The following is a 17,076-nucleotide window of genomic DNA, read 5'->3' as shown; positions in this document are numbered from 1 at the left end:
TGACAAAGAGTTGAAAAGTCTTTATACTAACAAAGTCGTCAAAAACAGCGATGACGAAAACAGAACAACACTGAAAACAACTTAAAAGAATTTCAAAAAACAGCTTGACAACCAAGAGGAACGACGATATAATAGAAAAGCTTCTTCAGTCGGAAACGGTTGCGAGGCGGCGGTCATAGAAAAGAGAATAGTACCATAAAACCTGTAAAACAGCCAAAACATCCGCAAGGGTGACGGAGGCTAAAATAGAAACAGAGAGATGCACTCTTTAAAACATTAACTCGGTAGAGGATAAAGTGCACTCTACCGAGTGCACTTTATCCTCTGCCGAGTTAATGTTTTAAAGAGTACATCTCTCTGTTTCTATTTTAGCCATCATTCATCCTTGCGGATGTTTCGGCTGTTTTACAGGTTTTATGGTACTATTCTCTTTTCTATGACCGCCGTTCTGCAATCGTTTCCGACCGAAGAAGCTTTTCTATTATATCGTCATTTCCCGATGTTGTCAAGCTGTTTTTTGAAATTCTTTTGCGTTAATTCCAAGTTCATTTCAATGCTTCAGCCCAATGTCCGCCGCCTCTGTTACGAGACAACTTCATTAGTATACGCTCTTTGTTCCTTCTTGTCAACGCTTTTCTAAAAGTTTTTTTATTTTTCTTTGGTTTTAGTCAAAAGACCCTGGTATCTGTTAATTGTTTGGTTTCAAGGACAGAATTTAACTATTATTCCGACAGGTTTTAATTATATTCCCTTATAATTACTGTTTAAACATTTTATTTTGAAAACCAATCTTTTTCTTATGAATTAAAGGAGCTCAGAATTTTAAGATTCTGAGCTCCTTGTCCATTAATTTGTTAGTCGATCGGCTTCATTGTCGGGAAAAGAATAACGTCTCTGATACTATGCTGATTGGTGAATAGCATCACCAGTCGATCAATTCCGATTCCTAAACCACCAGTAGGTGGCAAACCCACTTCCAGGGCATTGATAAAGTCGGCATCGAATGGATGGGCTTCATCATCACCATCTGTTTTCTTCTGTACCTGAGACATAAACCGCTCTTTCTGATCAATGGGATCATTGAGTTCGGAGAAGGCGTTGGCACATTCAGCACCGTTTATATAAAGTTCAAATCGCTCCGTGTAGCGTGGGTCTTTGGGATCTTTCTTGGCCAGTGGTGAAATTTCAACTGGATGCATGGTCACAAAGGTTGGTTGAATCAGTTTATCTTCAACAAATTCGTCAAAGACTTCGGCCATAATTTCACCGATACTGTTTTTCCCGTCCACATCCACATGCAGTTCTTTTGCAGCAGCCCGGGCAACATCGAGATCTGTCATCACATCAAAATCCACATTGGTATGTTCTTTAACCAAATCAACCATTCTGGCCCGTTTAAATGGTGCTGCCAAACTGATTTCCTTATCGCCGTAAATAACGGTTTCTGATTTATTGACTTCCTCGGCCAGATAACTATAGAGCTCTTCGATCATTTTCATCAGATCATCATAGTTCGCATATGCCTCGTAGGATTCTAACAATGTGAATTCAGGGTTATGGGTAGCGTCCATGCCTTCGTTTCTGAACACACGACTCATTTCATAAACCTTATCAAACCCACCAACAATTAATCGTTTAAGCGGCAGTTCCAGGGCAATTCGACAGTATAGCGTGATATCCAGAGCATTATGGTGAGTCATAAAAGGTCTGGCATTGGCACCGCCAGCCAAATTTGAAAGAACTGGCGTTTCTACTTCGATAAAATCACGCGAATCATAAAACTCCCGTACCTTTCGCATAATCAGCGATCGTTTTTGAAAAACATCCTTTACTTCGGGATTTACAATCAAATCAACATAACGCTGCCGATAACGCAATTCCATATCTTTTAGACCATGATATTTTTCCGGCAGAATTTGTAAGGATTTGCTCAGCAGTGTCAGTTCCGAAACTCTGACCGAGATCTGACCCATTTTTGTTTTGAAAATTTCCCCTTTAACGCCAACGATATCCCCGATGTCATAGGTTTTAATTTCGTCATACATATCAACCAGGGCGTCTTTTTTCAGAAATAACTGAATTCTTCCAGTAGAGTCCTGAAGATCGTAAAAAGAAACTTTTCCCTGTCCTCGTTTAGACATGATCCGTCCTGCCATGGTCACTTCTTTTTCTTCATATTCATCGAAAGATGCTTCAACTTTTTTTGCGTGAGCGCTGACACTATAACTGGTATTTTCAAAGGGATTCTTCCCTGCGTCTTGTAATTTTTTTAATTTATCTCTTCTAATCTCTAGAAGTTCACTAAGGTTTTCTGTTGTCAATGTCTGCTCCCCTATCTACGTATTTCTAAAATTTGATATGCTGCTTCACCGTCAGGAATTTGAACCTTTACCGTATCGCCTACCTTGGCTCCAAGCAGCGCAGACCCAATCGGAGACTCATTGGAAATGCGGTTATTCTTGGGATCAGATTCAGCCGATCCAACAATTTTATATTCGGCTTCAAAGTCCAATAATGGGTTTTTAATTTTAACGATACTGCCAACGCCAACGTCTTCCGTATGGATATCTTTGTCAACAATAACAACTGCTATTTTCAGCTTGTGTTCCAACTCCGAAATTCGGCCTTCAACAAACCCCTGTTCATTTTTAGCTTCATCATACTCGGCATTTTCACTTAAATCACCAAATTCCCGGGCGGTCTTAATGCGATCCGCAACCTCGTGGCGCTTGACTGTTTTTAAATACTCCAGTTCCTTTTTTATGTTATTAAAACCTTCTTCGGTTATCACTAATTCTTTTCCATTTGCGTTCATTTTTTCCTCCATCTGACACGATTGTCATTCTTAATCACAGGTGTCATTCATTTATTTATTTTAAATTTATTATATTGTCATTATTTAATTGGTTTACTTGCCAATAACGGTTTTTCCCCACATGTGATGCACCAGTTTTTCCGGAACCATAACTGATCCATCAGCTTGCTGGTAGTTTTCTAAAATTGCGGCAAAGGTTCTGCCCACCGCCAGCCCTGAACCATTGAGGGTATGTAAGAACCGGGTTTTCATAGTTTCTCCGTCTCTAAAGCGGATGTTTGCCCGTCTGGCCTGGTAATCTTCAAAATTTGAACAGGAACTGATTTCAACGTAGCGGTTGTAACTTGGCATCCATACTTCAATATCGTAGGTTTTAGCGGAACTAAAGCCTAGATCGCCAGTACATAATTCAACCACCCGGTAGGGAATCCCCAGTAATTGTAAGATCCGCTCGGCATTATTTGTTAATGATTCGAGCTCTTCATAAGACCGATCCGGATGGACAAATTTAACCATCTCGACCTTATCAAACTGATGATTGCGAATTAATCCCCGCGTATCACGACCGGCTGACCCGGCTTCCTGTCTAAAACAGGGGGTATAGGCAGTAAAGTACTTGGGTAATTCTTCTTCTCCTAGTATCTCATCGCGATAGATATTGGTTACTGGTACTTCTGCGGTTGGTATCAGAAAAAAGTCCTTGCTGGGTAAATGGAAGGCGTCTTCTTCAAATTTTGGCAACTGTCCAGTACCGGTCATACTTTCCCGATTGACCATAAATGGTGGGGAGATTTCGGTATAATGATGTTCTTCGCAGTGGGTGTACAGCATAAAGTTAATCAAAGCCCGCTGTAAACGCGCCCCCTCGCCTTTAAACATACTGAATCGGGCGCCGGTGATTTTGACCGCCCGCTCAAAATCCAGGATATCCAGATCGACACCAATATCCCAATGGGCTTTGATCTCGAAATCAAAGCTTCGCGGTTCGCCCCATTTTCTGATTTCCAGATTGTCGCTATCGTCTTTCCCCACCTTAACCTGAGGGTTGGGAACATTCGGAAAATTAAGTAACTGAATTTTTATCTCATCATCGATTGTTTTGACTGCTGCATCGAGATCCTTAATCTTGTTTGACAATTCCTTCATTTCTGCAAAAATCTCAGTGCAATCCTTATTTTCTTTCTTTAAAACCGGAATCTGTTTAGTCACCACATTTTGCCGACTCTTCATTTCTTCAACCTGAACCAATGTTTCCCGGCGTTTTTCATCTAAGGTGGTAACAACACTTAAATCGTATTGACCGCGTTTGTCTAAACCGGCCTGAACTTCTTCTTGATTTTCTCTGATGCGCTTTATATCGAGCATTTTTTCCTCCTGCATTTAAATACTTATGATCTTATTCTACTGAGTTACTCCAGATATTTGCGTTAGCTGAGCCAAAACCTGCTCCAACTCATTTATTTTCTGACCATATCCCGCCCAATTACCAGCTTTTTGAGCTTCTTGTGATTCTTTGAACAGATTATTAGCCTTTGCCACTAATTCTGCCTGGGTTGATGTACTCCCCGAACCTTGAGCCGGTGTGGTACTGCTCGGCGATGCCTCGATCTCAAAAACCTGCGCTAACGCCAAGTCCAGAGAATCAGCCATGACAATCTGATTTTGGTAACATACCACGACCTTTTTTAATTCCGGCAAATTATTTTCTCCGCCAGCTGCTTGAATGTAGATTGGTTCAACATAGATAATCGCATTTTCGATCGGTATCGACATCAGATTTCCCCGCAGAACCCGTGACCCCTGCTGACCTAAAAGCGTTAGCTGTGGTGAAATAATGGTGTCCTGATCAATCCGCTGTTCGATCTGCATCGGCCCATAAACCAATTGCTGCTTGGGAAATTCATACAGAATCAGCTGCCCATAACCGGGGCCATCCGACACGCCAGCCAGCCAGGCAATCATATTATCCTTGTCTTTAGGGGTAAATGGCACTGTCAGCATAAATTCTGCTTCCCGATCTGGCAATTTCATAATCGTGTAAGCTGATTCTACTGGCACCTCGGTTTTCTCGGATTCATAAAACTGGGTTGCAGTTTCCCATTGATCTTCTTTATTATAGAAAACTCGGGGGTTTGACATATGATAGGTTTTATAAATATCCGACTGAATATCAAACATCGTTTTTGAATACCGCAGATGCGCTCTGATTCCTTCCGGCATTTCGGAAAGATCTTTTAAAAATCCGGGAAATATTTTACTGTAGGTTTCTAGTACCGGCTCATCCTCAACCTTGTAGAAGGTTACATCCCCATTATAAGCATCAACAACCACTTTTACCGAATTGCGGACATAATTATTACCAGCATCGTCAAAGGGTTGTGAATAAGGGTAGCGATCACTGGTAGTGAAAGCATCAATTATCCAATACAAACGACCTTCTGAGATTACCATGTAGGGATCGCTGTCATAACTTAAAAACGGTGCAATGGTTGAAACCCGTTCTGAAATATTGCGATTGATATGCATCCTGCTCTCATCAGTAATTTCATTTGCCAATAGCAGTTCTGACGACCCATGATAAAGCGCAAATGCCAATTTATTGATAAATGACATCTGTATCCCTGCTGTTCCGGTATAGGTCACCTCCTGGTTATCATTGCCCTGGGGATAATCAAATTCGGCGGTGGTACAATTTGTAACCACATAGTCGTAGTGATTTTCGCCAAAATATATCCGCGGTTCGTCGATGATCAGCTCACTGACATCCGTAACCGGTGGAATATCTTTGACGATTAGAGCCGGCTGTCCGACATTATTGGTTTTATTAACTGGCGATACTGCCACACCAAAACCGTGGGTATACTTCAAATGTTGATTGACCCAGGTTTTTGCTTCGTCGGGCAGTAAGCTATTGTTCATTTCGCGGGTACCCAGGAACACCTGGGTATAGACACCGTTGACAAAATATCGATCGACATCGATATCATAAAACTGATAGTAGTTACGAATTCCCTGTAGTGAATTATACATTTCCTGGGTTGGAATTTGATCGTTAATGGGTATATTGTCAATGGTAATTTGATTTTCTTTAATATCCTCAGCCGTAATTTCCTGAGTTCCTGAAAACTCTCTGATTTCGATATTGGCCAAATCATAGGCGTGTTGGGTGTAGTCAATATTATTGGCAATGTACTGTTCCTCTTTTATAAATTGGTTAGGCACAACGACCAGCGATTCATAGATACCCTGGGCGGCTCCGCCCAAAACCACCACAACGACGAAAAGAACCGGGCCGGCACCCATGTAAATGTATTTTTTCTTAAAACCGGCAAATATCGACGTAACCGCCAGAATCAGACATAAAAAACCTTTAGCGATGATCACCTTCAGCCCGATATCAATGTCTGCTGCGCCGGCGCCATAAACAATTCCTGCGTTAGAGTAGAGCAATTGAAAAGCTTCTAAAAAGCTGCCAATCGAGAGGATTAAAAAAAGCACTCCTAAAAAAATGCCGATCTGTTTCGATGCAATCTCAAGATAGGATTTTAGTATCCCCTTGGCATTATCTTTAATCGATTCAAGGTCTTGTTCCTGGCTAAATTCGATCTTCTTACCCTGATAAAGGATATAAGCCGTATACAAAAATGTTAATACGACAATGACCGCAAAGAAACCAATAAAAATAGAAAAGACTTCCTGGTACAATGGCAATCCAAAAAAATAAAGAGCCAGATCCTGATCGAAAATCGGGTCTGTCAGATTAAATTGAGTCTGATTGACAAATTCCAGTATTTGGTACCAAAGCCGATCCGCAATAAAAATTGTCAGCATAAACGCCACGAAACCACTAATTGCAATCGCAAGGATGTTTTGTTTTTTGGTCGCTTTCTGAACACTTCCAATATATCTTGCCGAAATGCGATTGAGCAACTTTAAATAAAAAAACAACACCAGTAATAGCCCAATAAAGATGGGAATACCGATTTGTGTTTTCGTCACCAGCTCTTTAAAGAAAATTTGCGTATATCCCATTTCGACAAACCAGAGGTAATCAATATAAAATTGGTTCAGCGATAATAGTACAGCAAAAATAACCAATAACACCCCCAGTCCAATTAAGAGTGTTTTATTTCTTTTTCTCATTTCTTCACTTCTTTCCTGATCGTATCATATTTTTCACTAATTCTATCATTATATCACATTTATTTGACAATTCATTAAGAAATTGGATTTTTAATCAAAACAAGCTAATTAAAACCGCTTGCTTTTTTTTGCTACCACTAAAAACAAAAAATCGCTTAGTCTTGAATCGGAAAGTCAAAATAAGTTTCGGGGTAGGGCTCTTCTGACAGGGTAAAGTGCCACCACTCCTGCTGCAACGGCTCAAACCCCTCTGAACGCATCAGATAACGGAGCTGAACCCGGTTCTTACTTTGTTCCAGGGTAAGGTGGTCATAATCGCTATAAGAAACCTTGGAAAAAAAATCAAATATTCCACCCATATCAATATCAAAACCGGTTTCGATATTAACCACCGTCAGATCTACTGTGCTGCCGCGGGTATGGGATGATTCCGAAGCGATAAAGCCACCGTCGAAAACTTCCTGTCGCGTCATCTCGGGATAGTAGATGCTTTTGGTTTTCCCATCCTCTTCAAGCTTTCCCCAGCGCACAAAATGATCCACCGCCCGCTTGGGTCGATATCCATCAAAAATCTTTAAACCAAATCCTTCACTCAGGAGTTGTTTTTGCACGCGCTCCAGTGCGATTGTTGCTTTTTCAGTTAATAAAATCCGAGGCGCTTGGTAACCATCAATTTGTTTACCGACAAAGTTATCTCCTGTAAAATATTTTACGTCCGTAATGATTCCTGGTATTTCCACGGAAACATCGACAAAGTCATTGGGACGTACAATCATAATTCTCTTCATTGATTTTCCCCTAGTATCAAGCTTGTTAATTATCTATTTCCCTATTTTATACGATGATTGCTAGGATTACCAGTAATAATTATCAAAATCAATGAAAGCAGTCAATAATCTTCCAATTTTATATATAGCTAAATAATATGGTCGTCTAGGAAAGGTTGTAGGTCTAAATTATTTTACGATATCCAAAGCAATGCGGCCATCTAAAATTTCGATAATTCGATCTGCTTTTTCGGCAACCCGGCGATCATGGGTAATGATGATAAACGTGGTTCCCAGTTCCTGATTGATTTTTCGAAAAAGCTGATAGATACTATCGGTGGTCTGGGAATCCAAATTACCGGTGGGTTCATCAGCTAGAATGATTTTCGGCTGATTCATCAATGCTCTGGCAATAGCAGTCCGTTGCTGTTGCCCACCAGACATATTTGTCGCTAAATTATTCTCGACCTTTTCAAGTCCTACCAGACTTAGTATTTCCTTTGCTCTTGCCTGACTTTTTTTATTCGCTTTACCATTAGCTATCCGGTATGGCATTAGCACATTTTCGAGGGCGGTAAACTCCGGCAACAGATAATGAAACTGGAAAACAAAACCGAGGGTTTCGTTTCGCAAATCACTCAAACGTCCCTTTGACATGTTTCTGGTCGATACGCCGTTAACAATCACTTCCCCCTTAGTTGGGCGATCAAGCGTTCCCAGGATATTGAGGAGGGTACTTTTACCACTGCCTGATTCGCCGATGATGGCATTAAAAGAACCCGTTTTAAATCCCAGATTGAGTTCATGCAGGGCGACTGTTTTAATCGTCTTTCCATAAACCTTTGATACCCCTTTAACTTCAACCACAAAATTATCCATTTTTGATTACCTCCATGGGATCCAATTGAGATACGCGAATGGCCGGTATCAGAGCCGCCAGCGTCGAAGCCGCGATAGCAATTCCCGCTGAAATGCCGATGAAATACCAGTCAATGAAAAAGGGTACCAAGGATGACCCATCAGGATTGGTGACAAAGGTGGCAAATGACCAACTTAGGCCTATTCCTAAACCAATACCGACAAATGCACCCAAAATACCGAGCAGAAATCCTTGAAATAGAAAAACCAGACTGGCTTTGGGGTTATGCATTCCCATCGCCTTTAATATCCCGATCTGTCTGGACTTCTGCACGACACTGATAGCCAATACACTAGCGATACCCAAGACCACAGATATCAGCACAAAAACCTGAATCATCAGGCTTGAAGCGGTTTGACCGGTCAAACCGGATAGCAGCGCTTCATTTTCATCTTTCCAGTTGGTCACAACTAAGCTGTCATCTTTTAATCGCTTTTCAACAGTCAGCGCAACTGCATCTGCGGCAAAAACATCTTTCACTTGCATTTCAATTTGAGACACGCCAGTGCCAGTTTCTAAAAATGTCTGCACCGACGCTTCATCAGTCAGAATCCATGATTCATTTAATGACCGAACCTGCAAATCAAATAAACCGGTTACTAAAAATTCTCCAGTGTTTCCCTTTGGGGTTATCATTTCAATTGTATCGCCGATTTTTACACTCAGATTGTCAGACAGTTCCTTCCCGATGATGACTTCATTTTCACTTGTCCCCAACTTTCCTTTGACTAATCGATCAGTGATTTTATAGATGCCCTCGGCCGCATCCCAGTCGAAGCCTCTAATCACAATCGTGGTTGAGTCATTCGCGGTTTTTAAGATTGCCGGACCCTGGGTAACCGCCACAAGATTTATAATTTCGTCAGGATTGGCCGCTTTAATGGTCTTAATTTTTGCCTGAGCGTCTAAAATAAAATCACCGTCTACTTTGGAAGAAACGGTAATCTGAGGAGCGCTTCCAACAGTTTTATCAACCAGACTTTTTTGGAGACCGGTTATTAGCGAACCAATAAATATCTGCACCGACACCCCAATGGCAATCCCTAACACGATGAGAGCAGTTTGTCCCTTGCTGGATTTTAAAAATCGAAGGGCAATATCAAATGCCAGTTTCATTAATTTCCCACCCTTCTGATACTCTTGCCACCACATCGTAGCTGTCGATATAAAAATCTCCGCCAATTTCTTTGACCACCGCTAAGTTATCTTTAAAGGCTGCCCCACCTAAAATGACGTAGATGTTCTTACCCAGAATTTTGCGGACATCTTCGATAGTTCTTCTGGCAGCAATTAAATTGAAATAATTACTAACGCCCATCGCAATAACTTCTGGCCGTAACCGAACCATTGCTTGCATCAGCGCTTCCGGTGGCGTATTGCCACCTAAAAAATAGACCTGATGTCCGCATAGGGTGAAAAAATCAGCAATCATACGGGCGCCAATATCATGGTATTCCTCAGCTGGACAAAATACCACGATTTTTTTCCTGCCCTTTTTAAAGCTATTACGTAAGCCTTCATTGACCACCCGAGGATAACAGTATTCCATTACTGTTCGAACCACCGAGGTTCTAAAATGTTCTTTCCAGATTGCCACCGATTCGAGGCGCTCTTCCAACTCCATTTTATTTTGCACCGGCATTAATAATTCTGTGTATAACTCAACAATTCCGACCTTCCCGGTCTCCAGGGCATCCAAAGCAATTCGCACTGCATTGGCTTTATCATCATTCTCCAGACACTCCACGAATTTTTCATATAACATAGGCACACCATCCATTTTATATTGGTTATCGTTATTTTATACCCAAGGAATTAAAAGAATAACAAGCTCACTTTTTAAACGTTCAACTTACGTGAAAGAATCCCTGTAATTATTAATTACAGGGATTCTTTCACGTAAGTATACGATTAGAGGTCAATAACCCATTTTCCAATACTTTCCAATATTTCTTTTGTCAATCCACAGTCGAGTAAAAAACCAAGCTCATCTAAAGTGCCTTGTCCCAGGGGGACCATCGTCGCTCCTGAGTCACTACCTAATGCAATGTTCACACCCATTGCAGCTGCTTTTTTTACCATTAACTGATGTTGTCTAAAATAAGCTTCCGATACTTCTTGGTATTCTTTCATCGGGCTCCCAGCATCACATCTGGCTATATTGGCAAAGGGTGCCAGCGTCGGTACCCAAACGACTCCGCATTCACGCATCGCATGAAGACAGTCATCATTTATCCCATAGCCGTGCTCAATGGTATCTGCCCCAGATGTCAAAGCGATCATAATACCCTCTGGTGTATTGGCGTGAACCATGACTGATAAGCCCTTTTGATGAGCATGATCAATCATCTCCGTGCATTCACTCTTAGAAAACCCTACCGCACCGGAAGTACCAAATGTCGTAAAACTCATGATACCAGTGAGTATGATCTTAATAAAATCCGGTTTTTGTTTAATGAGTCGATTCATTTTTTTGATACCGTCTTTTACATCATCGACAGAATCTCCTAAAAAATCTCCGTAATGACCTTTTTTATATAAGGCGTGGATCGGTGTCTTAAAAATAAGATCGGAATCTTTTGAAATATCTCTGAGAATTATTCCAATTCCTGAACCATCCCCTCCATCACGGATTGCCTGTACCCCTTTAATATGATAGCTTTGGATAAGGTTTTTCATTGCTTCAACTGCTAAGTCATCCTCAATTTCAGACCGTTTCAATCCTCTGAATTGACCCAAACCACAATGAACATGACAGTCGATCAGCATGTTATTTTTGATTACGCCAGCCTGATGAGCTGTTCTAAACCCGTTCGAGTCTATTTCAAGCACTGTTTTCACCTTACTACCAATCTATAAATCTGCTGCCTTTTAATTTTTTGCCGCTTTTTATCCTTAAATTAAAAACATCTCCGTCAGATGAACAGTCTAATTTAATAAACTGTCCTCCTTAAAATGAACAGTTTACTCGCATAAACTGTCCACTCTAAGAGGAGCATTTTAAAATTTCCGACCTGCCGGCATTTTTTTATATTTCTGTTTATTAAACGACAGGTGTTATTGGAGCAATCCCAGCCATATCAAGAATTTCTGGAATTCTATTTTCCCAACCTAATGACATGATATGAACGCCCTGAGCATAGTCTTTACATTCTTTGATCAGACGAGCACAGATTTCAACGCCAGTATCGCCAGCTTTTGTTTTTTCTTTATCAGCTTGCAGTTCTGCAATCATTTCATCCGGAACATGAACGCCAGCTACGTTAGCATTCATATAACGGCACATGCCGACATTTTTAGGAATGATCAGTCCAAGTTGAACTGGCACGCCAAATTGTTTTGCTTGTTCCATGAATTTGATGAATTTTTCTGGTTCATAAACACCTTGGGTTTGGAAATATTCACATCCAGCTTTTACTTTTGCTTCCATTTTTGCCAATTGGACATCGACAGAGTCACTACATGGTGATACAACAGCGCCTTTAGCAAATTTTGGAGGAGCGCCATCAATGGCATTGCCAGCAATGTCGAAGCCTTCTTCGATACGTTTTACGGCATGAATCAGTGACACTGAATCCAAGTCAAAAACAGGTTTTGCTTGTGGGTGATCACCAAGTGTGGTGTAATCGCCAGTTAATAATAATAAATTCTCAATGCCCAGTAATGCAGCACTTAATACATCTGACTGTAAAGCAATACGATTTCGGTCACGACAGGTGATTTGAAAGATTGGAAGTAGTCCCTCATCTTTTAATACCTTACATGTTGCTAGTGAACCGGTTCGCATAACCGAGGATTGGTTATCCGTTACATTCAATGCATGAACCCGGGTTTTCAAATACTCATGGGCATCTTTAATCAGGTGGTCAAGTTCAACCCCTTTTGGAGGTCCCACTTCTGCAGTTAATACAAACTCGCCACGTTGAAACAACTCAGTTATTCTCATTTATAATTACTCCTAATCTTCTTAAATTATTGGTTATTCTGCGTTTGGATTGTGATAATTCCGCACTTTTGGTGCATCATATTTCATGTTATCCAGTTTATTCAGTTTCTCCAATTTTCGGTAAATTCGTTCCCATCCGCATTCCATATTCTTATCAACTTCACACATGCCTTCTTTGGCACCGCCACATTGGCCGTTAATCAAACTTTTTGAACATGCGGTAATTGGACAGATTCCACCAGTACCATTGAGATAGCATTCGCCACATTGTCCACAATCAACATTCAGTGGTGTAACACCCTGGAATCCTGGTAATGGATAGGTATCGCAGCAGGAAAAGACTTTCTTGCCTTCAAATTGAGCAGCAACAGTCTGAATCCCTACGCCACAGGAAAATACCAGAATGGTATCAGCGGCATTGATGACATCGGTATGTTTCTGCAATTGCAGTTTTAAATTATCAGGATTACAGATGTAATCTGATGTGATGATCTGAGTCACGCCGTTTAGGTCTTTTTGCAGGGCATCCGCTTCGTGTTCTGCGAAATAGACTTCTTTGCAGCCGTGACAGTTGATGATCACAGTTTTTCCTTGCGCCAGCGCTTCAATTGTTTCTTGTGATTTTAGTTGGGTAATCAGCATATTATTTACCCTCCCTTATGGCAGTTTTTCCGATTTTAATTCGTTCAACAATTGGAATTTTTGATGAACAGATATATTCACAGCATCCACATTCAATACAATCCATGGTATTTTGTGTTTTCATGCCTTCCCAGTCTTCCGATAATGCATATTTCGTGAAATACAGCGGACGCAGTTCCATTGGACAGACATCAGCACAACGTCCACACTTGATACATTCTACAGCTTCTTTAACGATCGTTTCAACCGCGATAATACCATTAGAACATTTCAGCATCGGAACATTGAGGTTCGCCTGAGCAAAGCCCATCATTGGTCCACCAATTTTGACGGTAACATCATCGCCGATTACATCGCCGCAATGGCTGACGATTTCTTTAACCGAGGTACCAACCTTGACTAAGTAATTGCCAGGCTTGTTGATGCGATTACCACTGACAGTCACAACGCGCTCAATTAGCGGCATACCGATCTGGATTGCATCTGAAACAGCTTTAGCGGTACTAACATTACATACGATTGCGCCAACGTCCATTGGCAGACCACCACTTGGTACAGACTTACCCATAACCCGTTTAATGAGCATTTTTTCAGCCCCTTGTGGGTATTTGGTTTTTGCAACAACGATTTCGATGTTTTCGATATCGGCTGTTTTTGCCTGCAGTAATTCAACGGCATCTAGCTTATTGTCTTCAATGGCGATAACGCCTTTTGGTGCGCCAGACGCTTTCATCATCGCTTTTAAACCATAAATAACTTCATCGGCATACTCCAGTAAAACCTGGTGATCGGCTGTCAGAATTGGTTCGCATTCGCAAGCGTTAAGTAAAATCAGTTCAATTGGTTTAGGTGATTTAAGCTTAACAGCAGTTGGGAATCCAGCTCCACCCATGCCGACAACGCCTTTTTCACGGACAATTTCAATGATTTCGTCTGCTGATAATTTATCCAGTTCGCCAGCCGGTTTTACCGACTCGTCGAGGGTATTTTTGCCGTCTGATTGAATGACAACAGCTAATGCTTCGAGACCGCTAATTGGATGCAGTCGCGGTTCAACAGCAACAACGGTACCACTGACACTGGCGTGAAGGGCACTACTGACGACGCCTTGGGCGTCAGCAATTTTCTGACCCATTTTTACCTGCTGTCCAACTTTTACGATCGGTTCAGCCGGTGCACCAGCATGCTGTGACATTGGAATCACGACATTTACTGGTTCTGGGAAACGAACCAATGAACTGTGCTCGCTTAGCTCTTTCCATTCAGTTGGATGGATTCCGCCATAGTAGCCTTCATAACGTTCTTCCCGAACTGATTTAACATATTCACTGACAAACTTGTGATTCACTTTGGTATAGTCCCGAAGTTCCACAGGTTGGTTCAATAACTCTTGTAAACGACCTTGTTTTTCTAAACGATTGTAGATGAGCTGCCATCCGCAATCCATATCCTTGTCAACTTCGCATTTACCATTCTTGGCGCCGCCACATTGGCCGTTCAATAAGCTCTTTGAACAGTCAACAATTGGGCAGATCCCGCCGGTCAGGTTCAGATAGCACTGTCCACATGCGTCGCATAAGGTAGTTGTCAATGCCATTCCATGTTGGCCATCAACGACGAGGGTGTCGCTGCCAGCATATACTGGGATTTCAGCCAATCCTGCAATTGTCTGAATACCCAGACCACATGAAATAACAAATACATTTTCAGTTTCTGCTGGAAGAAGCCCTTCAAAGCTTTTCGATGTCAACGGTTCGTTGCACAGAAAATCGATTTGAGCTGAGCCGACGATCGTCTTGCCTTGTTCTTTGGCAATCTCTTCAAACAAACCGCACTCCGGCTCGTCAAAGCTATCGAGTTCCTTAAAGCACTTGTTACAAGCGACAACAAACAAATTGTTCTTGTCTGCCAGAACTGCATCAAGCTCTTCCTTTCTTTTCAGTTTAAACTTCGTGTAATCCTCCAATTGTATACCTCCTTTGATTTTTCGAAATCTATAGTAATCCGCTTTGCATCTTACATGCTTTAATGACATGTGCTGCCAGTAATGCTGTTGTGATTGGGCCAGTTCCGCCGCCGCATCCAGGAGTTGCTGAAGTAATCATTGCAACCTTGTCTAAACAGTCAACATGAGCATCGCCGGCACGAATTTTTTTGCCTTCTTCGTTTAATACAAATTCTTTGTTTTCATCTTTCATCTGAGACATCGCAACGTCGATTAAAATACAATCTTCGCTTAACATGTCAGCTTTTACTAAACCATAGATACCACATGCTGTTACAACGATATCCGCTTTTTTAGTGAATGAAGCTGTATCTTTTGTATGAACGTGACACATGGTTACAGTCGCAAATTCATTTGTCAGCATAATTGTCAGTGGTTTTCCTAATACGTTAGAGTTATTAATAACAACAACGTCTTTACCCTTAACATCGATATTATAGAACTTGAACATTTCCATAACGCCTTCAGCGGTACATGGGAAAAATCCTCTTTCATCTGCGATCATCAGTTTACCCAGGTTTGTTGGGTTAAGAGCATCAGGATCTTTTTCAGGGCTTAACAGATATTTGATTTTTTCAGCATCAATTTGATCTGGAAGTGGTTGGAAGATTAACACGGAATGAATGTTTTTGTCAGCATTGATTGCTTCAAGTTTGGCAATGAAATCAGCTTCAGTTACTTCAATTGGAAACTGAACAGATTCAACTTCGATATTTGATTTTCCCATTCTGGTGATAATGCTTTTTTCGTAAGAAATAGATCCGGCATCTTCGCCAACTCGCATAATCGCCATTTTTACCTGGATGCCTTTGTCCTTTAATTCATTTGCGTCCTTTAGTACTTGAGCCAATACTGATTCGCTTACTTCTTTTCCACTTAATAATTTTGCTGCCATAGTTATAATACTCCTCTTGATTCAAAATTTTTAAACATTTTTAATAAATATTATGAAAGTTGTTTTTCGACTTCCGCATAAACGCGATCACAGATTTCTATGCCTTTTTCTAACATTGGCTTGATTCTGTTATTCACGTCTGCTACATAGTCCTGATCTTTAATGGTTTTAATGTTAATTAAAACATTTACCCAGCCACTGATCATTGCCGCTCTTAAACATTGTACCCCACAGGCGACATCACTAATAGCTAAGGCCGAACCTTTACCCACTAATTCTTCCTGTATTAAAACAGCTTTGTAACAGACCTCAACAATTTCAAGAGGAATGCTGCAAGCAACCTTGGTACACTCTTCTAATGTTTTTTCTTTGTATGCTTTTTCTGCTTCGGTTTCTTTGGGAAGGCCATAAGCTTTTGCTAAAGGCAAAAAGTTTTTTGCATCTTCATCAATCATAGCGAGTAGACGATCCTGTAGTACCAGTGAATCTTTTAAAATACGCTGAATATCGTCTTCGAATTCGGCATATTTTTTCTTTCCGGTTGTTAGATTGCCAACCATCCCGGCTAAAGCCGTTCCGACGGCACCAACTAAAGCGGCTGCACCGCCACCACCTGGAACAGCTGCTTTGCTGTACAGGGCTTCAACAAATTCGGTACATTTTTTTTCTGAGATAGAACCCTGATCGGTTCCGACTGCATCAAATTCCATAAGCTAACTCCACTTCATTCTTTTGTATATTATTTAACAAACTAACTGTACTGAAAGGGTTCCGCAGAACCCTTTCAGTATAAATATTTTTTTCTAGAATAAACCAGCAATTACGCCGTTATCATCAACATCAATTTTTTCTGCTGCCGGTACTTTAGGCAGACCAGGCATTTTCATGATTTCGCCAGTTAAGGCAATGATAAAACCAGCACCTGCTGAGATTGTCAATTGACG

The 17,076-nt window shown here is 41.1% G+C and carries 15 protein-coding genes; all 15 read right to left on the bottom strand.

Annotation, left to right across the window (positions count from 1 at the left end; genetic code table 11):
- Positions 1-854 precede the first annotated feature (854 nt).
- The gene (lysS, locus tag QZ998_RS00400) at positions 855-2,321 is read right to left on the bottom strand and encodes a lysine--tRNA ligase (protein WP_296557077.1); all 1,467 of its coding nucleotides are present in this window, start codon (positions 2,319-2,321) and stop codon (positions 855-857) included.
- 11 nt (positions 2,322-2,332) lie between these two features.
- Positions 2,333-2,815: a transcription elongation factor GreA gene (gene greA, locus QZ998_RS00395; protein WP_296557075.1), complete on the bottom strand. Its 483-nt coding sequence runs from the start codon at positions 2,813-2,815 to the stop codon at positions 2,333-2,335.
- 93 nt (positions 2,816-2,908) lie between these two features.
- Positions 2,909-4,180: a serine--tRNA ligase gene (serS, locus tag QZ998_RS00390; RefSeq protein ID WP_296557073.1), complete on the bottom strand. Its 1,272-nt coding sequence runs from the start codon at positions 4,178-4,180 to the stop codon at positions 2,909-2,911.
- A 36-nt stretch (positions 4,181-4,216) separates the two neighbouring features.
- Complete coding sequence (locus QZ998_RS00385; RefSeq protein WP_296557072.1) at positions 4,217-6,958, bottom strand: UPF0182 family protein; 2,742 nt, start codon at positions 6,956-6,958, stop codon at positions 4,217-4,219.
- A 155-nt stretch (positions 6,959-7,113) separates the two neighbouring features.
- Positions 7,114-7,746: a M15 family metallopeptidase gene (locus tag QZ998_RS00380; RefSeq protein ID WP_296557071.1), complete on the bottom strand. Its 633-nt coding sequence runs from the start codon at positions 7,744-7,746 to the stop codon at positions 7,114-7,116.
- A 168-nt stretch (positions 7,747-7,914) separates the two neighbouring features.
- Complete coding sequence (locus tag QZ998_RS00375; protein WP_296557070.1) at positions 7,915-8,604, bottom strand: ABC transporter ATP-binding protein; 690 nt, start codon at positions 8,602-8,604, stop codon at positions 7,915-7,917.
- Positions 8,597-9,760 carry an ABC transporter permease gene (locus QZ998_RS00370; protein WP_296557069.1) on the bottom strand — a complete coding sequence of 388 codons (1,164 nt, stop codon included), beginning with the start codon at positions 9,758-9,760 and terminating at the stop codon, positions 8,597-8,599. Before QZ998_RS00370 ends, QZ998_RS00375 begins: the two co-directional genes overlap by 8 nt.
- Complete coding sequence (locus QZ998_RS00365; protein ID WP_296557067.1) at positions 9,744-10,409, bottom strand: B12-binding domain-containing protein; 666 nt, start codon at positions 10,407-10,409, stop codon at positions 9,744-9,746. The genes QZ998_RS00370 and QZ998_RS00365 overlap by 17 nt, the downstream gene beginning before the upstream one ends.
- 146 nt (positions 10,410-10,555) lie before the next feature.
- A complete protein-coding gene (locus QZ998_RS00360) occupies positions 10,556-11,476 on the bottom strand; it encodes an amidohydrolase family protein (RefSeq protein ID WP_296557066.1) in 921 nt (306 codons plus the stop codon).
- Between the two features lie 211 nt (positions 11,477-11,687).
- Entirely contained in the window at positions 11,688-12,590 is a 903-nt protein-coding gene (locus QZ998_RS00355) for a methylenetetrahydrofolate reductase (protein WP_296557064.1), read from the bottom strand.
- 33 nt (positions 12,591-12,623) lie between these two features.
- Positions 12,624-13,232, bottom strand: coding sequence for a methylenetetrahydrofolate reductase C-terminal domain-containing protein (locus tag QZ998_RS00350; RefSeq protein ID WP_296557063.1), 609 nt, complete (start codon positions 13,230-13,232; stop codon positions 12,624-12,626).
- Between the two features lies 1 nt (position 13,233).
- Entirely contained in the window at positions 13,234-15,198 is a 1,965-nt protein-coding gene (rsxC, locus tag QZ998_RS00345) for an electron transport complex subunit RsxC (RefSeq protein WP_296557061.1), read from the bottom strand.
- Between the two features lie 28 nt (positions 15,199-15,226).
- Complete coding sequence (locus tag QZ998_RS00340; RefSeq protein WP_296557060.1) at positions 15,227-16,132, bottom strand: tetrahydrofolate dehydrogenase/cyclohydrolase catalytic domain-containing protein; 906 nt, start codon at positions 16,130-16,132, stop codon at positions 15,227-15,229.
- A 50-nt stretch (positions 16,133-16,182) separates the two neighbouring features.
- The gene (locus tag QZ998_RS00335) at positions 16,183-16,842 is read right to left on the bottom strand and encodes a cyclodeaminase/cyclohydrolase family protein (protein WP_296557058.1); all 660 of its coding nucleotides are present in this window, start codon (positions 16,840-16,842) and stop codon (positions 16,183-16,185) included.
- A 93-nt stretch (positions 16,843-16,935) separates the two neighbouring features.
- Positions 16,936-17,076: formate--tetrahydrofolate ligase (locus QZ998_RS00330; RefSeq protein ID WP_296557119.1), on the bottom strand; the 141-nt coding region annotated here is incomplete at its 5' end.

Source organism: uncultured Acetobacterium sp. (assembly GCF_927416815.1).
Lineage (GTDB): Bacteria > Bacillota > Clostridia > Eubacteriales > Eubacteriaceae > Acetobacterium.
This window is presented reverse-complemented; position numbering and strand designations above follow the sequence as displayed.